This window comes from Thermococcus atlanticus, from assembly GCF_054657855.1.
Map to the genome: position 1 here is coordinate 1183820 of NZ_BAAHXX010000001.1, position 20241 is coordinate 1204060.

Sequence of the window (20241 nt, forward strand, 5' to 3'; positions counted from 1 at the left end):
TTCAGCGATGGGTTGTGTGTTGAGACAATGGAAAATCACATAAAAAAGGGTCTAGAGTTTGTGGAGGGTCTTTATCTTAACAGAAAATACAATGAGTTCCTCGCCGGAGTCCTAGAGATTGAGCCGGAAATCGCTGGAGACCTTTTGAGAAAGGCCTACGCCCTGCACGACATCGGAAAGTGCCTTGAAGTGTTTCAGCTGAGGAGACGAGGCTTTGGCTTTCACGAGTTCTATTCATTCCTCGTGGCTAGGGAGGTCTTCAAAAAATTCGAAAAAAGTGGGAGAATTGCCTCTGTAGCAATACTCCTTCATCATCACGATTGGATACGAAACAGAAGTCCTCCAAAGCCAGAGAACCCCAAGCTCTGCGAGGAATGCCTCCTCCTGCTTGAGGACATTACCAAGGAGAAGCTTCCCCGCGAGATCCCCTGGGTTGAGCCAAAAGTTGCCTACTCCGAAGCAGAAGGCATATTCAGAGAGAACCTGCGGGGAGTTTACGCACTTCTCCTGCCAATTGTTGTTGCTGATAACTACTCGGCGGTCGTCAACAGAAAGGGGAAGAAAACTACCCTTGGAATGGAAATCTTCGATGTACTGGGCGTCAGGAGGTGGGATTTTGCTCGTGATTTTTCCGGTGGGCTTTGACGAGAAGTTCATCGTTCGGGCTCTTGTGAGGAAAAGGGAATGCCTTGATGGGCTCGAAGAAGGGGACAAATTAGTCGCCGTGGTTCCAGAGGATTATGAGAGAGAGCAGAAAACTGTAAACGCCATCAAAGCTATAGAGAGCATAGCCTCGCCCATAGTGGGAGAAGGAAACATTGTGGTCCTTGAAGTGCCCATGGAGAATGAAGAAATCGCCCTAACGATAGAAAGGGCAATTGAGGAAAACTTAACCCCAGACGGGATTGTCCTTGCCGTCCTTTCGGGAGGAATGAGGCCACTACTCGTCGCGACCCTGCTCGCTCTTCTCGGTATCAAAGACGCCAGAGTCATCGTGGAGAGCGACTTTGAGAACCTCTCTGGTCACATATCCCTCGAGCTCGGCTCGTTCTTGGCACCGCACAACAGGAGATGGGAGAAAATACTCTGCGGTCTCCTTGAAGGAAAGAGCGTCAGAACTGTTGCAAGAGAACTTGGCGTGTCTCCAGCGACAATCAGCAACGAGCTCAAGGGAATGGCTAGGTATCATCTCGTGAGGGCTGAAAAGCCGGACGGAAGGATCCCGAAGTATTTTGTCACCCGCGCGGGAAAAACTTACCTGAAAATAATGGAGAGTGAGTGCATTGAGACTTGAACTCCTCCTGAGCTTTGAGAAGCCCTTCACGGTTCCCTACAACTATCCAAGACCCCTCTACTCCTTCCTGTTATCGGCCATCGAGCTTGGGGATGAAGAGATAGCAAAAAGAATCCATAATAACAAGAAGGACATCAAGTTCGTTGCCTCGCTCCTCCGTCCCCTGGGGAAAGTAAGGAAAACGGAGAAAGGCCTGGAGGTCAAGTCAGGACGGGTCAGGCTCTTCGTCGGTTCCTCCGCGTGGCCAGTCCTCGAAGCCCTCGTGAACGGACTAAGTTTGGGAATTGGGGAGATCCATTTACGGGGTAAGAAACTCCTTGAAGCTCAAACCCGCCCGGTTAAGACTCCCAAACGACTCTCGGGAAAGAAGTTTAGGACCCTCTCGCCTGTCAGCGTTTACCACAATAGCCCTCCAAACGGCTTTAAGACCTGGGATCTTTCGCCAGTGGGCCAACCGAACAGCCCTTTTGAGGATGAGCCCTCTCTTTGGAGGGAGCTCGTATTCAGGAATCTCCGTGAGAAGTACCTGATGGTTTACGGAGAACTCTACAATGATGATTTCGAGATTAAGGTCTTTTCCAAGAGCGTAAGAAGCAAGATGTTTAGAATCAAGCGCGATAAAAAGACGAGAAAGTACATAAAAGTTCGGGCGTGGGAGTTCGAGTTCAGAATGTGGGGAAAAGAGGAGTTTCTGCGTGTTGCCTACGACCTTGGCATTGGAATGAGGAACACCCACGGCTTTGGAATGGTGGAGGTGATGTAGAGTAATGTAATTAATGATTTGAGCTTCTCTTGCACTTGAATAAGACTCCAGAAGAATTGAAAAGTGGCGTGGTTCTAAATAACGTCCTCCAGCGGGTTCTTCTCCATCCCGAACGTTTCTCTCTTTGGCATGGAGCGGAGCCTGTAGATAATGACGGAGTCTTCCCCCTCGTCGATTAAGTCCAGAATCCCGGCTTTTATACGCTCGAACTCCGCCCTCGTGACCTCGCCCTCAAAGACGCTGTTCTGCACCCAGTTGAGGTGCTGTCTTAAGAATTTTTTGACTTTATTCACCCGTGAAACACCGACATCGTAAACGATGACCACATACACTGCTCCCACCAAGCACAGTTTGGAGCTTTTCCCCATATAGTTTTCGAAAATTCTTTGATACTCGCTCGGAGGGTGATTTGGGAAATTTAACTGGCGGACACCGGCGGAATCCCGCATAGAATACAGGAGCCCCCTTTGGAAATCTTTAATAACCTTTTGTTACTATCTAACACAATGTGCGATTTTACAGAGTAATCTGTTACGAAATTTTTTCATGGATTGAAGATCTCCTCTAAGATTTTTTCTTACAGTCCGCTCTCTACGGAAAATGGAGTTTTTCCTGAATCCGGACACGAAAAGGCCCCACCCTACAGCTTTTCCCTTAATATCCGGCTGGAAGCTGAGGACATGTTCTTTCGTGTTTGCATCTTAACCTCTCTCCATCCAGAACAGCTGTATAAAGCGGCCAAACGCACGGCAAACCAAAGCCGGAAAAGGGAGAACAACTGGCCCTTCAAAGAAAGACTTAAATATTCCAAGCCCTTCTGATACATTATAGAGCCAAAAACGGAAATTAACCCCCTGTTCCAATAAGACTCTAGGAGAATTGAAAGATATCTTATGCACAACTGAAATGTATCAGTTGTGCTGTTCCAATAAGACTCTAGGAGAATTGAAAGGTGGCTCTAAGAGCATTGAACTCTACCTTGAGAAGTCGTTCCAATAAGACTCTAGGAGAATTGAAAGAACACGGCATTTGTAACCCTACTGTGCATCATTGTCGTTCCAATAAGACTCTAGGAGAATTGAAAGTTCGATACAAAAAAAATGAAAATCAAACGTAAAAATACGTTCCAATAAGACTCTAGGAGAATTGAAAGTTAAGGATAAGGATAAAATATCACTTAAGTTGGATACGTTCCAATAAGACTCTAGGAGAATTGAAAGCTCTGTTTTGTCTGAATTAGGATGATAAAAGTGCGATCGTTCCAATAAGACTCTAGGAGAATTGAAAGGTAGCTGAGCCTCTATAATCAGATAGCTGAACGGCTTGTTCCAATAAGACTCTAGGAGAATTGAAAGGCGGGTGCAGATACATGGCCGCATCCCCCTGTTCGAGGTTCCAATAAGACTCTAGGAGAATTGAAAGGCGCCGGAACTGTGAGTTCCTGTAGATAGTACACCCCCGTTCCAATAAGACTCTAGGAGAATTGAAAGCGGGTGAAAATCCCCTCGGCGTTGAAGGAAGTCATGAAGTTCCAATAAGACTCTAGGAGAATTGAAAGTGTTGTTGGCCCTTTTCAGCGGTGAGGACTATAATGTGTTCCAATAAGACTCTAGGAGAATTGAAAGTTCCTTCCTCACCTTATTGGCTTTTTGGTGTTTTTGGGTTCCAATAAGACTCTAGGAGAATTGAAAGAAGAACTCAACATCATAGTATTTCCTTAGCCTTCTCTCGTTCCAATAAGACTCTAGGAGAATTGAAAGCTGAATGGTGAGCAGATGAACACATTTGAATGGTCGAAGTTCCAATAAGACTCTAGGAGAATTGAAAGGAAATTTCACAGATACGAAAACAGCTACGATCTACGTGTTCCAATAAGACTCTAGGAGAATTGAAAGTTGATGAAGTATTCATCAAAATAATAGTCTTTGGGCGTTCCAATAAGACTCTAGGAGAATTGAAAGTGAGGATAATAATAACTATCAAATATTTGTTGGGGGAAGTTCCAATAAGACTCTAGGAGAATTGAAAGAGGGCACAGGGGAGCTTAGCGGAAAAAAGGAAAGAGTTCCAATAAGACTCTAGGAGAATTGAAAGCCACATGTAAAATTCTTCAACATCATTCGAATGCATGTTCCAATAAGACTCTAGGAGAATTGAAAGATTTTTAAGTTACATTATTAGAGTTAGAGCCGATGGTGTTCCAATAAGACTCTAGGAGAATTGAAAGACTTTTCATTTTTCTTCCTTATACGCTCTTTCAACTTTGTTCCAATAAGACTCTAGGAGAATTGAAAGGTTTTCATTTATTGACTTTAGCGATGCTATTCTGTGCGTTCCAATAAGACTCTAGGAGAATTGAAAGTTTTGCGTATTGGATTTTTGTGGTAAATAATGTGGGTGTTCCAATAAGACTCTAGGAGAATTGAAAGTCGGGCTGTGGTACCTCTTCAACCCGTCTTTTCGTATGTTCCAATAAGACTCTAGGAGAATTGAAAGTACGCTCCCGTACGGGAAGTTCTTCTTAAACGCTTTAAGTTCCAATAAGACTCTAGGAGAATTGAAAGTTTCTTCATTCTTGCGGATTTTTGCCAAGACGGCCGGGGTTCCAATAAGACTCTAGGAGAATTGAAAGTAATTCTGATGATGTCGTTTTCGTTGTTGTTGATTTTGTTCCAATAAGACTCTAGGAGAATTGAAAGCAATGTCGAAGTCCACGCCATACTGCACCAGTTCTCCGAGTTCCAATAAGACTCTAGGAGAATTGAAAGAATTTTACCTTTTGGAGGAGTTAGAGAAATTACTTCAGTTCCAATAAGACTCTAGGAGAATTGAAAGAAGGAGCTTGGCCCGGGCGATGAGAGGCTGTGGATTCGTTCCAATAAGACTCTAGGAGAATTGAAAGATCAGCTTTTATCACATATGCTATTCTCCAACCCTTGTTCCAATAAGACTCTAGGAGAATTGAAAGCATGCTTTCACCTCCAGCTCCGCCGCCGTCCTGAACGTTCCAATAAGACTCTAGGAGAATTGAAAGCCTTGATAAGCTCGGCGTTCCAGTAAGCGTTGAAGGTTCCAATAAGACTCTAGGAGAATTGAAAGTTCCCCCGGCAGGGTACTCAGGGCTGAGCAGGCTTTAGGTTCCAATAAGACTCTAGGAGAATTGAAAGTTGAGCATGGGGCAACGTTCTGCATTGCCAAAAAACGGTTCCAATAAGACTCTAGGAGAATTGAAAGCACGCAAAGGAAAGAAAGCCAGCGACATAGTGAATGAAGTTCCAATAAGACTCTAGGAGAATTGAAAGTACTATATGCTTTTTCTATTCTTTTTTCATTATCAAGTTCCAATAAGACTCTAGGAGAATTGAAAGCGATCTCTTCCGGACGCTCTGTCTCGAAGTACCAGTTCCAATAAGACTCTAGGAGAATTGAAAGCTAACTTAATCAGAGCGGAAAACGTTTTAACGTTAGATGTTCCAATAAGACTCTAGGAGAATTGAAAGCGGCTTGGTGGGAAATGGAACGTCTATCAGGTAACAATGTTCCAATAAGACTCTAGGAGAATTGAAAGAAAAAGCCAAAGCCAAAATGGGAGGAATTCAAAAAAGTTCCAATAAGACTCTAGGAGAATTGAAAGCCTAGAGCGAACCCTATATCCCTCCCGATAGACACCCCGTTCCAATAAGACTCTAGGAGAATTGAAAGTGCCTCCTCGTCGAGCTCTCGCTTTTTCCTCTCTGCGTTCCAATAAGACTCTAGGAGAATTGAAAGAAAGAAGAACAAAAAGAAAGAGTGCTGAACGATATAGGTTCCAATAAGACTCTAGGAGAATTGAAAGCGTCAGGTACCAGGAGCGTATGAAGCAAAATTTGCAGGTTCCAATAAGACTCTAGGAGAATTGAAAGTCCCTGAACACTGTCTTAATTTTTTCCGAATTCTCAGGTTCCAATAAGACTCTAGGAGAATTGAAAGCACGGATGCAATGGTTGAGATTTCTTATGGGGAGACAGTTCCAATAAGACTCTAGGAGAATTGAAAGATGAACTTCTTCAACTCTTTCTCAAGGGCAGGTAACGTTCCAATAAGACTCTAGGAGAATTGAAAGAGGGATGCTGGCAATAATGCTCCCCACGGCTGAGAATGTTCCAATAAGACTCTAGGAGAATTGAAAGGTTTGGGCCCGATTTTAAGCCTGCCTTTCCGGCCTTTGTTCCAATAAGACTCTAGGAGAATTGAAAGGAGCTACAAGAGAGAGTTATGTCTATGCTGATGATAGGTTCCAATAAGACTCTAGGAGAATTGAAAGGACGAATAAATCTTCTTGAACTTCTTTTTGCTGATTTTGTTCCAATAAGACTCTAGGAGAATTGAAAGCCATCCAGATGCGCTTTCTTCAAACTCTAGTCTAACGGTTCCAATAAGACTCTAGGAGAATTGAAAGCACAACAGACGTTACAATCGTGAAAGTCCTTGTGAACGTTCCAATAAGACTCTAGGAGAATTGAAAGAGGGGCAAGTCCAAATCCGGCCCTGTCTGAACTTCGTGTTCCAATAAGACTCTAGGAGAATTGAAAGGAAGAAGAGGACATTGAGGGGGTGAGAGAATGAGGTTCCAATAAGACTCTAGGAGAATTGAAAGGAAGAAGAGGACATTGAGGGGGTGAGAGAATGAGGTTCCAATAAGACTCTAGGAGAATTGAAAGGAAGAAGAGGACATTGAGGGGGTGAGAGAATGAGGTTCCAATAAGACTCTAGGAGAATTGAAAGACGTGTCTTTTCATGTAAAAAGTGTGGAAAAAGGCTTGTTCCAATAAGACTCTAGGAGAATTGAAAGTGCTTATTAAAATTGCGTTTTTCTCTTCATGTGCTTGTTCCAATAAGACTCTAGGAGAATTGAAAGTCCGTTCTAGATCCAATTCCCCAACTACCCCTATGTCCGTTCCAATAAGACTCTAGGAGAATTGAAAGCTGCAATTGCCTCTTTGAGGATTTTCTTGGTGCTCACAGTTCCAATAAGACTCTAGGAGAATTGAAAGAGATAGAGGCCTATGAGGAGTGGAAGGCCTCCCACGGTGTTCCAATAAGACTCTAGGAGAATTGAAAGGTCAGCGTCTGCTGGAATCTCGGGAAGTTCAGCACGTTCCAATAAGACTCTAGGAGAATTGAAAGTTGGCTTAACTTTCGGATCATTGGCAAGCTCATTATGTTCCAATAAGACTCTAGGAGAATTGAAAGCTGGGCTCTTGGAAAATCTGTATCTCTGGCAATGGCAAGGTATGTGAAGGTGCACAGGATGCTTGAGGAGAATCGTTCCAATAAGACTCTAGGAGAATTGAAAGAGGGAGTTTGGGATCTACAGGGTGGCAATGTTGAGCTGGTTCCAATAAGACTCTAGGAGAATTGAAAGTGCAGCTGCAACGAAAGCAAGAACCTCAAAAGCAAGGGGTTCCAATAAGACTCTAGGAGAATTGAAAGTCTTGTTAATCCTGAAAAGATCAAGAAGATCAACCGTTCCAATAAGACTCTAGGAGAATTGAAAGGCACGTAGGGATGAACAAAGGGGGGCATTTCAGATGTTCCAATAAGACTCTAGGAGAATTGAAAGGGTCAAGATGTTAAACTCGGATGTTCGCGAAGAACTTGTTCCAATAAGACTCTAGGAGAATTGAAAGAAAAGTTATGGTTAAAGATATACGAACTAATAGAATGTTCCAATAAGACTCTAGGAGAATTGAAAGGGTCAAGATGTTAAACTCGGATGTTCGCGAAGAACTTGTTCCAATAAGACTCTAGGAGAATTGAAAGAAAAGTTATGGTTAAAGATATACGAACTAATAGAATGTTCCAATAAGACTCTAGGAGAATTGAAAGATATTTATGTGCCGCTTTCAATATCTCTGGGTACTTGTTCCAATAAGACTCTAGGAGAATTGAAAGTTCTTCATTTTCACTCATTCCGTCCACCCCACTATAAAGTTCCAATAAGACTCTAGGAGAATTGAAAGTTGTCAGAAATTGAGCGAGCTCGGGTTAATAGAGTTCAAGTTCCAATAAGACTCTAGGAGAATTGAAAGACGTGGGGGAAGTAAATAAGCGGCTCAACAAGGTAGGTTTTAATAAAACTCCTAAGGAAAACAAAGAAGATATACAGAGACATGGCGAGCGCTGGCAAAAATGCTCAGACGAGCTGGATGAAATGCTCTTTTGATAATTTAACAGTATAATGATGGGGTTCGAAGCCGGGAATTAATGATTTTGAGACTAAAGCCATCTCCTCAAGGCCCGAAGCTTCAACCTTGGAGATGAACTCTATAATCTGGTCGCTGAGGCTGTAGAGCCATGCAGTTACGTAATCTGCTACTGCTTCCGTGTTTAATAGGGATATTATGGCAAATGGTCTGTCAAGTGCTGTGCTTTCGAAACTGGCTAATGATGCCCTTATTATGCGATTCATTACGTCCCGACCAAATTCATGATACAGCCCCTCAACCGTTGCCACAAGGCCAACTACAGTCGCTCCGGTTGGAATCTGATCGTTTATCATTCTGTACGTTCTGAGAAGTTTGGGTATTCCTGTATCATCACTCCATTCCTTTATCTGGAATACATAAGGCCGCTCTTCAGGGATCCCATATTTAGAACCAAAAAGATCAATTATGTATAATCTTCCCTTTTCTCCCTCTTTTTTGATGTCCAATCCAACATATTTAGCCCTCAGTTCCACCTTTGAAAGGGGGAGTGTTGTGTTAAATACGACCCCGACGGCTCCGTTTTCGATCATGCTTTTGAATATCCTCATACCCAACGCCCATCCCATTGATCTCTTGTCGTAAGCTATCAACAGATTGCCTCCATTTATTAGCCCCCCACCGAGTGCGGAATCCACGTCTGAAAGGCCTGTTGCTATCAGATTTTCGGATGTATTACCCATCATACCGTCCCCTCCTCAGGAACATCTGCTTTATCCTTGTATTGTAGATATAAGAACTTTTCGATTTTTCAAACTTAAGGATATTAAAATTACAAGCCTGTGATGATAATGTTTTGATATATTGAAGGATACCTGCGATAAAGAATTATATGCAGTTTGGAGCCGGGAGCGGGATTTGAACCCGCGACCTGCGGATTACGAGTCCGCCGCCCTGCCGAGCTAGGCTACCCCGGCGTGCTCAAAAGATAAAGACCTGCCTCCATTTATAAGCTTTTCTTAGGGAGTGCCCAGAAGCCTCTGGAGCAGGCTGGAATAGAGGGAAGGATTGGCGGCTATGATGAGGACTATGGTGGCAAAGATAATGCTGAATGCCGTTATCTTCCTCAGATCAGAAATCTGAATGGAGCGTAGGCTTGATGGCACTTTAAGTTTGTATCCCTCCGTCAGTTTTGATATGATCAGAGCAAGGGCGATGCCTGTTATTATGTCGTATATCCAGTGATGCCCGAGGAAGAGCGTCACAACCGGAACCATCATGTTAAGGAATATTATAACCTTCGCAATGGGGTCTTTCCTGTGCTTCCACAGGGTGACCGCATTCGCGGTTGCTATGGCATTGTGCAGCGAGGGGAGAACGAATTCCTGCTGGGTAAGGTATGTTCCTGTGAGGGATTTAACGGGAAGATTATAAACCACATGGGGGGCGTATATGTGGAATATGCAGTATATGGCGCCGGATACAGTATAGAGCCCTAAATACCTGATGAACAGCTCATCGGATGCCCTGAAATCCTTCTTATACAGGAGGAGGAATGCAACGGTCAGGGCAATTGACCCTGAAAATCCCACAAAGTATATGGCCCTCATTGAGTAATACAGGAGGACGTGGCTTTTAGCAAATGTTAGAAGCCCGCTGACAAAGGCATATGAAGTGAAAGGGAGTTTCAGGAACTGGGTGGTTAAGTCCACGCTGTATTTACCGATAATGGGGTAAATGAGTCCGAATACAATCCATCCGAAGTATATCACGAGAAATGCATTCAGCCTTGTCAAGACCTCGCGATCATGCAGGATGTCCTTCACCCCCATTGTAGTAACGTTGGTACTGAGGTTTTTAAAAATTTCGAAACATGAACCATGCCCGGGCGGCTTGGAGCTTCTCACAAGTATCCCTGATGGAAAGGTTGATTCCGGCTATGCACCTCTTCACGGTTCGATTGGCGTAGGACAAACTAAATAAAGGGCACTGCATATACTCAATATTAACAGTGAGAAAAATGGACACAAACCTGAAGAAAGTTGCTCTAATTCTAATCCTGATTTACATTATCGGGCTGCTCCTCGTGCTTAGGCCACCTCCCGCACGGCAGGAGGAGGTTAAAACCCAGAAGGTGCTCCCGGACGATGAGATGTTCATTGCCGAAAAACTCGGCTTTTTGAAGGACGGCAGGATTGACCAGAGGGAAGAGAAGATCATAAAGAAAATCCTGCCCCTCTACAACTACCGGAAGAGTCTCTTCGATGACGTCAATGTCACCAATCCGGAAAAGTTTGCTAACCTCTGCAGCGAGGTCTACGGCACCCTGCAGACCATCCCGCTTCTCCTGCGCGACGACATGCTCCGCTTTCTCTTTGCGGAGAGCCCCTACACACTGGAGGAGTTCTCAAGGAGGGTGGCCATGTTTAACCTCAAGGTGCGCGAGTTCATGGGCTTCTACTCCGGGCTGCCCTCGAACATAAAATACGGCATCGAGAACTCAAAGGAAATTTACAAGGTCAGGGACCTCGACGAATACATATACCTGGTTAGCGAGCTCAGAAACTCCCTTGCTGGCCTTCCACCCGAGATCATTGAAGCTATTGACGGTATGAAAAACATAACGGACGGCTTTGAACCGAGGGAAATAAACGTTTTCCTCAGGGGGCTTTATACCATAAGGGATGCCCTCATGACCAATGTGACATTTGATGACTGGTTCATCATGAACTCAGAGCACTTCAGAATCACGGACATAGCGAGCACGTTCAGCGAATTTGTGAAGGAACAGAGAACGGACAGAACCCCTCCGGCATTTAAGGGGGATGTTCGAAGCCTCCCCAACGGAACCCTCCAGTTCGAAATAACCGCAACCGACAACGCCAATCCTCCCAGAAAGATAGTCATCACACTGAACGGCGAGAGGAACGAATTCTACCTCCACACAGAGCACCTGAAGGAGTTCAGGCTCATACGTGTATCCAGGGGATGGGGGGAATACAACATCTCCATAAAGGTGTATGACGCGAGGGGCAATGTTGCCGGCACCGCCTTCAGGTTCCTCCATTATCCGGAGGTCTTCAGAATCAGCTTCAACAACTCAGGATATCCCTTCCAGAGAGCGAGGCTTTACACGAGGCAGGAGATTAGGTTCATGTGGATTAAGGCCTCGGAGTACAAGCCCCTGCAGGTATATCAGGAGCTATATCCGGACCTTGGATTCACGCGCTACGGCAAAATAAACCTCGGCAGCTTCATGGGGTTCGTGTATGAGGACGCCCGCAGGAAGTTCTTCACCTTCTACAAAAAGCCCCTGCCGTTCTACTCAATAACCCCCCTCCATGTCGTCTATTTCGTCAACTACTATGTGCATTCATACTCCACACCCATAATCGGAACCCTTCACTCGGGCATCTGCGGCTATGACGCCGAAACCCAGGCCGTGCTGATGAACAGGTTCTTCATGGACTTCAACCTCAATGCCTGGGCGGTTCCGGTTCCGGCGTCCCTCAGGAGCAAGGCCCTGAACCACATAGAACTCGTCGTCCTGTGGAGGGCACCCCTCCTCGTGGGGAGCAACTACAGGGGGGTATATCTCCTCGGAAAAGACCCCTACGTGACCTCGAATGTCTCATACTATCCCTTCAGCCCCAGATGGCCGAGGAAGTATGCGACCGCGACTGTGGAGATAATGAGGCTCGGCCTTCTCCCCTACCGGCCGGAGGAGTGGACGATGAAGCACTTCTATGAAAAGTTCAACATCTCCGTGATCCCGGACTACCCCCTGAAAAACCTCATGAATGAGTTCATCTCAGGCTATGAGTTCTTCAGCCCCTACATCGCCTTCAGATTTGATTACGCGTACGTTCAGCACCTCCTGAATATGGCCAGAAAGGGGGACCTGAGGCTGCTCGACGAGTTCAACAGGCTTGAGGCGGCAAGAGCACTCTGGTACCGCATAGACGGCCACAACATGTACTACATCACAGGCTACTCACCGGATTATATCGTCGTGGATGGGAAGGGCCGCTTCTACTACCACCGCATGAGGCGCTCAAAGATGTTCTCATCGGGGTAGGTAGGACAGAACAAAAAGCAGATATACTTCAAAGGAAATCCCAGTGCGGTGATGGCCATGGAGATTCCGAACTATGGAAAGATTGAGGCTAGGGCCGTGCTCTTTGACCTTAACGGAACCCTCGGGGTTGAGGGTGTTGTTGATGAGGAGGTGAAACACCTGCTGGGCCGGCTTGCGGAGATTTATGAGGTCGTCGTGCTGAGCGCCGATACATTCGGAACGCTTGAGGAGCAGTTTGATGGCCTGCCCGTTAAAATCGAGCGGGTCAGGGACGGGAACGAGAAGCTTGAGAGGGCCATGAAATACGAGCCGTACATAGCTGTTGGCAACGGCAACAACGATGTCAGGATGCTCGAAAATGCCGAGCTGGCTTTCTGCGTGATAGGCAAAGAAGGAGCAACGATTGATGCACTCCTTGCGAGCGATGTAGTGGTGACGGACGTTAAAGATGCTGTAGTCATGCTGCTGAATGAGAAGAAGCTCACAGCAACGCTCAGAGGGTGAGCTATGGGCTACAGAACGCTGGGGGGAATAGGAACTGCAGAGCTTATAATCAAAAAGTCCGTCTTCATAGGCTACGCCTCACCGGCAGAGACAGAGGACGATGCCAAGGCGTTCATCGCAAAGATCAAAGCCCACCACAGCGATGCAACGCACAACGTCTCCGCCTACCTCATAAACGACGGGAAGAACTTTGCGGTCAGATACGATGACGACGGAGAGCCGAAAGGTTCAGCCGGGAAGCCCGTGCTCAAGGTCATCCAGAACAAAGGACTCACCAACGTTGTCGTCGTTGTTACGCGCTACTTTGGCGGTATAAAGCTCGGCTACGGCGGTCTGGTCAAGGCCTACAGCGATGCCGCCAGCGAAGCTATAGAGAACGCGGGAATCGTTGAGGTCTATGAAACTGAGCGCTTCCAGGTTACCTTCCCCTACAGCCTCTTTCACATCGTCAGGGAGACCGTTGAGAATTCAGGAGGAAGGGTCGTTGGGGAGGAGTACTCCGAGAACATCACATTCACTATAGAAACGAGAAAGGGTGAGGCCGGTGGGCTGATGGAGCTTCTGACAGAAAAAACGAGGGGAAAGGCCCGGCTGAGGAAGCTCTTCATGAGTTCCTTCGGGGGGAAGCTTTAAATTTACATGGAGTGTAAATTACATGGTATGTAAAAACTTTTTCAGGACAAAACCTGTGATGGAGGAGGAGTGCCTCTGGGGTCTTCGATCCAGTACATCCCTTCCGATGAACGGACGAAACCGGCCTTTACCAGAGTTTCAAGGTATTTGTAGACGTGCTGTACTCTGGTCGGGGCGATGTTGAGGGATTGAAGCCTCCGGTATATTTCGGCCCCCTCCTGAGGGAGGCCGCTAAAAAGTTCACCCCTCCGTAATGTTCCGTGGTCTATCATCCAGAACCCTCTCCCACACCCTTATGGCCATCCACTTGTCAAGGAACTCATTGAAGGTGCCGCACTTCGGCGAGAGCGTGCAGACCGGACAGCCGTCCCTGCACCCGCAGCCCTTCAGGTGTTCATAGCTTTTTTCCATCAGCTTTTCAGCGTTTTCAAAGAGAATCCCAGCCAGGCCTGATCCGCCTTCATTGGCATCATATATGAACACGAGGGGCTTCCCAGCGTGCGGCGGCCCGGGAAAGCTCGCATAGCTGTAGCCGCCGAGCTCCCTGCTGTCAATGTAGGTGAAGATTGGGGCTATCTTTATCATGCTGTGCTCTATCGCGTGCAGCCCGCTTCCGACCCCGTCCTTGCTGTCGACCATCTTCTTCACAGCAAACGCCAGCTCCTCATCCTGAATCCCGAACCTGTGGAGTGCCTCCATGATGGCCTTCTTCAGGTGGTACGTTGTAGACCCCAGAAGCTCCGGGAAGAGCTCCCTCCTGCTGAGCCTCTCATAAATGGAAAATGCCACATCACCTGCACCCTTATCAACCGCAGCTCTGAAAAACTCGTGAAATTCCTCATGGGGAACTTCCCTTACTCCGTTGGGGAACACGAGCCAGATGCCATCGGTTTCAAACTCCATCTCAAAGGGTTTTTCAAACTCCACCCTGGCAAATTTCTCCCAGTTCAGGATCGAGAAATCCTCCCCCGCCTCAACCCTCTCCCCGCTTACCGGCGAATATATCTCACCTCTCAGAATTCCCTCATCCCTGAGCCTGAGCAGCTCACCAACATAATTCGCGGTATCCCTGCCCTTGACAGCATAGCCCCAGTATGAATGTTTAACCCTCAGCCTGCCAAGGTGTATCTCCACTTCCAGATATGTCTTCTCATCCCGGCTCTCAAGTATCTCGACCTCCTCCCTCTTGCTGGCGAATGTTTCAACGTCCCATAACCTGTTCATCCTCTCCGCAAACACGAAGTGAAACTTTCCGATGGTGTGCCTTTCCTTTACCATGTAGAGCTCGCCGCGGGAGAAGTATGCCATGCCCGGGAGAAGGGAGCGGTAGTATTCGGGCTTATCCGCCTCCTCTATGATATAGCCCTTGACCCTGAGCCAGTTTATGAAGCGGAGAAGCTCCGGGATGCCGGATTTGCCTATGAGGCTCGGTTTTATCCACGGTTCATCAACGACGAGGTAGTAGCTCTCATCGCCGGCGGTTCTCAGGGAGGAATAGCTGAATGCAGGTTTTAAAAGCCGGACTTCAAGCTTTCCGGTTAGGGGATTTTTCCCGAGCGAGCCCTTCCTTTCAAGAACAAGCTCCTCCATGACCTCCCTCTCAAATCCATCGAGCTCCTCCCACCCCACGACCCCGAGCTCCGTAAGGAGGTAGTGCATGTGCTTCTTTGCAACCTCCCTGTTCCTCAGGTTCACGGGCATATACTCAATTACACCCCTCTCCAGCTTCTCAACCAGCTCCTCGGTGTGCTCTCTGTAATAATAATCGAGCCCGTTCCTCCGCAGTATAATCCCGTTCAGTGCCTCCCGTTCCGCCTTCCTTCCGGCCCTGCCGAAGCGCTGAATAAGGGAGAAGAGGCCGTCAGGAGGAATGCCGTAGTTGAGCACAGCATCGAGGTCACCGATGTCTATGCCGAGCTCAAGGGCGTTTGTCGTCAGCAGGGCTAAAAGCCGGCCTTCCTTGAAATCCCTCTCTATCTCCCAGCGGATGTTCTTCGGCAGGGTTCCTTTGTAGGTGGAGGTTCTGGAAAATGCGGGGGAATCCAGGAGAAACCTCATGAGCTTTTCGGTTCCCCTGCGGGAGTCAAAGAATACGAGGGTTTTTATGCCCTTCTGTGTTAGCCTTTCAACCGCAAGCCTGAGGAGCTGGCGGTCATTCAGGTTTTTCGGTTCAAAGAGCACCAGAAACCTCCGCGGAAATGGATTGGTTGCTTCGCTTATGGCTTCAAACCTCTTCCTGAAAAAGCTCCCTGCAAACTCCCCCGGCTCCCTCAGTGTCGCTGAGAGCGCTATTATCTGGGGTTTAACACCCAGACGTTTGAGCCTGAGGAAAAGCCTCCTGAAGAGGTAGGCGGCGTTCGTGCCGAAAACACCCCGGTAGATGTGGAGCTCATCGACAACGAGGTAGCGGAGGTTCTTAAGAAGCCAGTCGTAATCCTTCCAGCGGCGCAGGATGCTGTAGTGAAGCATATCGGGTGTTGTGAAAATCAAGCTGGGCTTTTCCCTTATTATTCTCCGTCTCTCCTCCCACGTCACATCACCCGTCAGAATCCTCGCATCCACGAACCTGTTCGTGAGACGAAGGAATACAAGATTTTCCAGAGAGAACTTCTCAAACTGATTGTTGATGAGCGCCCTCGTCGGATAAACCAGGAGATACCTGTGGGAGGGGTTTGAGAGGTAGTCATCGAAGATCGCAAGCCTGAAAATCTCGCTCTTGCCGCTCGCTGTCGGCGTCGTCACAACCACGTTCATCCCGGAGTAGAGTCTTTCAAGAGCTTCAGCCTGATGTCTGTAGAGCTTAAAGCCCAGCTCCTCAAGAAGAAGGTTGATTTCGGGGTTTTTAAATTTAAACTCGCCGTATTCCCCTTCTTTCGGCGGAAAAACACTCACATGGGCAATTTCACCCTTGATGTCTCTCAGTGCCTCAAAGATGCTCATATATGAGGGTAAATCGCAACCTTTTAAAAATCACCCCCTGAATCAGAGACGGTGAGAAAAATGAGAATCGCTGTCATCGAGTACGACAGATGCAATCCTGACAAATGCGGTCATTTCCTGTGTGAAAGGGTGTGCCCGGTCAACAGGATGGGCGGGGAGGCCATAATAATCGACGAGGAGAACTACAGGCCGGTAATTCAGGAGGCCTCATGCACTGGCTGCGGAATCTGCGTGCATAAGTGCCCGTTCAACGCGATAACCATAGTGAACCTCCCGGAGGAGCTTGAGGAGGGCTGTGTGCACCGCTACGGCGTCAATGCCTTCGTTCTCTACCGTCTGCCGGTCATCAAGGAGGGCATGGTGGTCGGCATACTCGGGCCGAACGGTGCTGGCAAAACGACGGCGGTGAGAATCCTTGCGGGCCAGCTCATTCCGAACCTCTGCGGTGACAACGATAGCTGGGACAGTGTTATAAAGATGTTCAGGGGAAATGAGCTCCAGACATACTTTGAGAAGCTGAAAAACGGTGGAATCAGGCCTGTCGTCAAACCCCAGTATGTCGACCTTATTCCCCGGGCCGTCAGGGGAAGGGTTAGAGACCTCCTCATGAAGGCTGACGAAAGGGGGGCTTTTGAAGATGTCGTCAGGGAGCTGGGAATTGAAAACGTCCTTGACAGGAATATAGACCAGTTGAGCGGCGGCGAACTCCAGCTCGTGGCAATAGCGGCCGCTTTGCTCAGGGATGCCCAGTTCTACTTCTTCGATGAGCCCTCATCATACCTCGACATACAGCAGAGGCTGAAGGTCGCGAGAATAATAAGAAAGCTCGCAGAATCAGGAAAGTCGGTGCTGGCCGTTGAGCATGACCTGGCCGTCCTTGACTACCTGAGCGACATCATCCACGTAGTCTACGGAAAGCCCGGAACCTACGGTATATTCTCAAAGCCGAAGGGCGTTAGAAACGGCATAAACGAATTCCTCAGGGGTTATCTGAGGGATGAAAACGTGCGTTTCAGGCCGTATGAAATCCGCTTTACAAAGAGCGGTGAGAGGAAGAGCCAGGGGAGCGAGATACTCGTGGAATATCCGCGCCTTGTCAAGGACTACGGCGGCTTCAGGCTTGAGGCCGAGCCGGGGATGCTCTACATGGGGGAGGTTGTGAGCATAGTGGGCCCCAACGGTATAGGCAAAACCACCTTCGTCAAGATGCTCGCCGGTGTTGAGGAGCCCACGGAGGGGAAGGTCGACTGGGAGCTCAAGGTCTCCTACAAGCCCCAGTACATCAGGGCGGACTACGAGGGCACGGTGCGCGAGCTCCTCAGCAAAATAGACCCCTCAAAGCTTCTCAGCAACTTCTACAAAACCGAGCTTCTGAATCCCCTCGGAATACCCGACCTCTATGACAAGCAGGTTAGCGAGCTGAGCGGCGGCGAGCTCCAGAGGGTTGCGATAACGGCATGCCTGCTCAGGGATGCAGACCTCTATCTCCTCGATGAACCCTCAGCGTATCTCGACGTCGAACAGCGCCTGGCCGCTTCAAGGGCAATAAGGCACCTCATGGAGAAGGGGGAGAAGACGGCTCTTGTGGTGGAGCATGACGTTCTGATGATAGACTACATCAGCGACAGGATAATGGTTTTCGAAGGAACTCCCGGAACCTACGGTAAGGCCCTTCCGCCGATGGGGATGCGTGAGGGGATGAACAGGTTCCTTGCGGGGGTCGGCATAACATTCCGCAGAGACCCTGACTCAGGGAGACCGAGGGCAAACAAGGAGGGCAGCGTGAAGGACAGGGAGCAGAAGGAGAGCGGCGAATACTACTACGTGGCCCCGTGAGCCGTTCTTTTTAATTTCTGACCCGGTAAATCTTTGATTAAACCTACATAAACGATAACAAACGTTCTTTAACATTTATGGATGAAAAAAAGCAGCTAACAGGTTTAATTTAAACAAACAGTAACGTTAATGTACGATTGCATGAAAAAAGCTTAAATATGACATATTTCATAAAAATACACGAGGTGATGGGATATGATGGGGAGAAAAGCTCTGGCACTGGCCTTTAGTTTTCTGATACTGGCGGTGCCGCTGACGTTCAGGGGGGTATCGGCTGCAACTCCCAGCGTTGTCATACTGGTCAGCGACAACGAGGCGGACTGCACGCTGGCCCAGTACATAGCAAACCTGACAGGAGTTCCAGTGGTGACAACACCGTGGGGAGTCTACGATCCCAACATAACAACGAAGATAGTTAGCTACGCCCCCGATGAGGTGATAATAATAGGCGGGCCCGCCGCAGTTCCGGATGAGTACGTGGAAGACCTTCAGAACCTCAGCATAACCGTTGAGAGATGGTGGGGAAAGAACAGGTATGAAACCGATCTCGCTGTAATCAAAAACGCAACCTCCAAGTTCCAGCTCCAGTTCCAGGGCAGGATAATAATCGCCGCTGGTAACGACACGATGGCAATAGAGAAAGCCCTTCAGGTGGCAATTAAGGAGAGGGCGATGATAGTCTTTGTGAACAGGACGTCGAACATAAGCACTGTCATGATGAAGCTGAAGGTTAAAACCCCCAGAATGATGCTGATCGGAACTCCCTTTGCAAACAGAACCATTGAGAAAATAAGGAAGCAGATAAAGGAACACTTCGGGGAGTTCAACTGCTCCGAGATGAGGGTGAACATAACCGCCGAGAGCGTGCTGAAGGTCATAAACTCAACGGAGGCAAGAATCAACACCGCTGAAAGCCTCCTGAAGAACGTCACATCCCCAGCGGCCGAGAGAATGCTTGAACTTGCCAAGAAGCAGCTCACCCTGGCCAAAGAGGCATATAAAGAGGGCAAATATGGAGAGGCCTACGGCCTTGCAATTGCAGCAGGCATGAAGGCAAACTTTGTTGTTAAGTTTGCCGACAGGGACTTCAGGGAGGAGCTTCACCTCCACATGGGACTGGTGCTTAGAAGGGAGCTCTTCAGGCTCGGAATACAGATCGGCTTTATGAAAAATGCCGGCATAGATGTGCAGGATGCCCAGAAGCTCCTTGAGGAAATAAAGGCCGCCATTAAGAACGGCGATTATGACACCGCACATGAGCTTCTGGCCCAGCTCAAGGAGCTGCTGAGGGAGAAATACAGAACCGGCAGGGGCATAATCAAGGAGAAGCACCACCCTGTGAAGAAACACAGGCCATGATAATTCGGCCTCTTTTGTTTATTTTCCTGTTCTATTTTATTTTTATTCATGGATAAAAGCAGGCCTTCGAAAGTTTTTTATCCCCCTTCTTCAGAGTGTGTAATGTGTATATGCCTTATGTTAGCATTTTAATACGTGATACGTGGTTGAAATGGTAAAGAGCATCCAAGAGATAACCACAATCGCAGAGGCTCTGAGCTCTCCGATCAGGGTCAGAATACTGAAGATGCTCTGTGAGAAGGAGTGGTACGTTTATGAACTCGCCAAGACCCTCAACATATCAAGGCAGCTGCTCTACCTCCACCTGAAAAAACTTGAAAAGGCGGGGCTGGTGGAGAGCGAGCTCCGTCTGGAACCCAATGACCCCAGAGCGAAAAAATATTATAAAGCAAAGCAGTTTAGACTTATGGTTGATAATGAAGTTATAAAAAATCTGGAGGAGTGATTATGATGCAGTACGGTGGAACACCAAGCGGGTGGATTTCCATAACCCTCGGGCTGATTCTCATTGTGATAGTCGTGTTTGCGTTCTACCAGATGAACAGGACACTGAACGAGCTTAAACTTGAGCTTGCAAACCTGAGGAACTCCCTCGAAGAGACAAAGAGATACACAGAGGACGTCAAGAGGAAGCTTGAAGAGGTCTGAA

15 protein-coding genes, 1 tRNA gene and 1 CRISPR repeat array are annotated in these 20241 nt (G+C 47.8%); of the genes, 10 read left to right on the top strand and 6 right to left on the bottom strand.

The window, feature by feature from the left end:
• Nucleotides 1-27 precede the first annotated feature (27 nt).
• Genes ACYQ27_RS06250 through cas6 form a run of 3 tightly spaced genes read left to right on the top strand, consistent with a single transcriptional unit; the run spans nt 28 to nt 2057 of the window.
• A complete protein-coding gene (locus tag ACYQ27_RS06250; protein ID WP_456423276.1) occupies nt 28-645 on the top strand; it encodes a CRISPR-associated endonuclease Cas3'' in 618 nt (205 codons plus the stop codon).
• On the top strand, nt 623-1294 hold the full coding sequence (csa3, locus tag ACYQ27_RS06255; protein WP_456423280.1) for a CRISPR-associated CARF protein Csa3: 672 nt from the start codon (nt 623-625) through the stop codon (nt 1292-1294). The genes ACYQ27_RS06250 and csa3 overlap by 23 nt, the downstream gene beginning before the upstream one ends.
• A complete protein-coding gene (gene cas6 / locus ACYQ27_RS06260) occupies nt 1275-2057 on the top strand; it encodes a CRISPR-associated endoribonuclease Cas6 (protein ID WP_456423278.1) in 783 nt (260 codons plus the stop codon). The genes csa3 and cas6 overlap by 20 nt, the downstream gene beginning before the upstream one ends.
• A gap of 74 nt (nt 2058-2131) precedes the next feature.
• On the opposite strand, the gene cas2 is transcribed toward cas6, so the two are convergent.
• The 4 genes from cas2 to ACYQ27_RS06280 all read right to left on the bottom strand — a co-directional run bounded on the left by cas2 (nt 2132) and on the right by ACYQ27_RS06280 (nt 10074).
• Nucleotides 2132-2389: a CRISPR-associated endonuclease Cas2 gene (gene cas2, locus ACYQ27_RS06265; protein WP_460041825.1), complete on the bottom strand. Its 258-nt coding sequence runs from the start codon at nt 2387-2389 to the stop codon at nt 2132-2134.
• Between the two features lie 524 nt (nt 2390-2913).
• A CRISPR array of direct repeats spans nt 2914-8128; the repeat unit is 30 nt; unit sequence GTTCCAATAAGACTCTAGGAGAATTGAAAG.
• Nucleotides 8129-8232: 104 nt separating this feature from the next.
• Complete coding sequence (locus tag ACYQ27_RS06270; RefSeq protein WP_456454098.1) at nt 8233-8988, bottom strand: hypothetical protein; 756 nt, start codon at nt 8986-8988, stop codon at nt 8233-8235.
• A 154-nt stretch (nt 8989-9142) separates the two neighbouring features.
• Nucleotides 9143-9219: transfer RNA gene (locus ACYQ27_RS06275), tRNA-Thr, on the bottom strand.
• 42 nt (nt 9220-9261) lie between these two features.
• Entirely contained in the window at nt 9262-10074 is an 813-nt protein-coding gene (locus tag ACYQ27_RS06280; protein ID WP_460041290.1) for a phosphatase PAP2 family protein, read from the bottom strand.
• A 179-nt stretch (nt 10075-10253) separates the two neighbouring features.
• On the opposite strand from ACYQ27_RS06280, the gene ACYQ27_RS06285 reads away from it, so the two are divergent.
• The 3 genes from ACYQ27_RS06285 to ACYQ27_RS06295 are packed head-to-tail and all read left to right on the top strand — an operon-like array spanning nt 10254 to nt 13457.
• Complete coding sequence (locus ACYQ27_RS06285; protein ID WP_460041291.1) at nt 10254-12320, top strand: hypothetical protein; 2067 nt, start codon at nt 10254-10256, stop codon at nt 12318-12320.
• A 57-nt stretch (nt 12321-12377) separates the two neighbouring features.
• The gene (locus ACYQ27_RS06290) at nt 12378-12824 is read left to right on the top strand and encodes an HAD family hydrolase (RefSeq protein ID WP_456454116.1); all 447 of its coding nucleotides are present in this window, start codon (nt 12378-12380) and stop codon (nt 12822-12824) included.
• Between the two features lie 3 nt (nt 12825-12827).
• Nucleotides 12828-13457 (top strand): YigZ family protein, encoded by a 630-nt coding sequence (locus tag ACYQ27_RS06295; RefSeq protein WP_456454103.1) that lies wholly within the window; start codon nt 12828-12830, stop codon nt 13455-13457.
• 41 nt (nt 13458-13498) lie between these two features.
• Here the strand turns inward: ACYQ27_RS06295 and ACYQ27_RS06300 are convergent, their stop codons facing one another.
• Nucleotides 13499-13729: a hypothetical protein gene (locus ACYQ27_RS06300; protein WP_460041292.1), complete on the bottom strand. Its 231-nt coding sequence runs from the start codon at nt 13727-13729 to the stop codon at nt 13499-13501.
• The gene (locus tag ACYQ27_RS06305) at nt 13698-16397 is read right to left on the bottom strand and encodes a DEAD/DEAH box helicase (RefSeq protein WP_456454104.1); all 2700 of its coding nucleotides are present in this window, start codon (nt 16395-16397) and stop codon (nt 13698-13700) included. Before ACYQ27_RS06305 ends, ACYQ27_RS06300 begins: the two co-directional genes overlap by 32 nt.
• 60 nt (nt 16398-16457) lie before the next feature.
• Between ACYQ27_RS06305 and ACYQ27_RS06310 the strand changes: the two genes are divergently transcribed.
• From ACYQ27_RS06310 to ACYQ27_RS06325, 4 genes are all read left to right on the top strand, one after another.
• A complete protein-coding gene (locus ACYQ27_RS06310) occupies nt 16458-18233 on the top strand; it encodes a ribosome biogenesis/translation initiation ATPase RLI (RefSeq protein ID WP_456396137.1) in 1776 nt (591 codons plus the stop codon).
• Between the two features lie 195 nt (nt 18234-18428).
• Entirely contained in the window at nt 18429-19592 is a 1164-nt protein-coding gene (locus ACYQ27_RS06315; RefSeq protein ID WP_456396132.1) for a cell wall-binding repeat-containing protein, read from the top strand.
• Nucleotides 19593-19743: 151 nt separating this feature from the next.
• A complete protein-coding gene (locus ACYQ27_RS06320) occupies nt 19744-20037 on the top strand; it encodes an ArsR/SmtB family transcription factor (RefSeq protein WP_456396138.1) in 294 nt (97 codons plus the stop codon).
• 5 nt (nt 20038-20042) lie between these two features.
• Nucleotides 20043-20240 (top strand): hypothetical protein, encoded by a 198-nt coding sequence (locus tag ACYQ27_RS06325; protein WP_456396139.1) that lies wholly within the window; start codon nt 20043-20045, stop codon nt 20238-20240.
• Nucleotide 20241 lies beyond the last annotated feature (1 nt).

What these genes read in the sequence shown, in the direction of transcription:
- ACYQ27_RS06250 (WP_456423276.1), top strand. Translation starts at nt 28, where the DNA reads ATGGAAAATCACATAAAAAAGGGTCTAGAGTTTGTGGAGGGTCTTTAT.
- ACYQ27_RS06270 (WP_456454098.1), bottom strand. Translation starts at nt 8,988, where the DNA reads ATGATGGGTAATACATCCGAAAATCTGATAGCAACAGGCCTTTCAGAC.
- ACYQ27_RS06280 (WP_460041290.1), bottom strand. Translation starts at nt 10,074, where the DNA reads ATGGGGGTGAAGGACATCCTGCATGATCGCGAGGTCTTGACAAGGCTG.
- ACYQ27_RS06290 (WP_456454116.1), top strand. Translation starts at nt 12,378, where the DNA reads ATGGAGATTCCGAACTATGGAAAGATTGAGGCTAGGGCCGTGCTCTTT.
- ACYQ27_RS06295 (WP_456454103.1), top strand. Translation starts at nt 12,828, where the DNA reads ATGGGCTACAGAACGCTGGGGGGAATAGGAACTGCAGAGCTTATAATC.
- ACYQ27_RS06300 (WP_460041292.1), bottom strand. Translation starts at nt 13,729, where the DNA reads ATGATAGACCACGGAACATTACGGAGGGGTGAACTTTTTAGCGGCCTC.
- ACYQ27_RS06305 (WP_456454104.1), bottom strand. Translation starts at nt 16,397, where the DNA reads ATGAGCATCTTTGAGGCACTGAGAGACATCAAGGGTGAAATTGCCCAT.
- ACYQ27_RS06310 (WP_456396137.1), top strand. Translation starts at nt 16,458, where the DNA reads ATGAGAATCGCTGTCATCGAGTACGACAGATGCAATCCTGACAAATGC.
- ACYQ27_RS06315 (WP_456396132.1), top strand. Translation starts at nt 18,429, where the DNA reads ATGATGGGGAGAAAAGCTCTGGCACTGGCCTTTAGTTTTCTGATACTG.
- ACYQ27_RS06320 (WP_456396138.1), top strand. Translation starts at nt 19,744, where the DNA reads ATGGTAAAGAGCATCCAAGAGATAACCACAATCGCAGAGGCTCTGAGC.
- ACYQ27_RS06325 (WP_456396139.1), top strand. Translation starts at nt 20,043, where the DNA reads ATGCAGTACGGTGGAACACCAAGCGGGTGGATTTCCATAACCCTCGGG.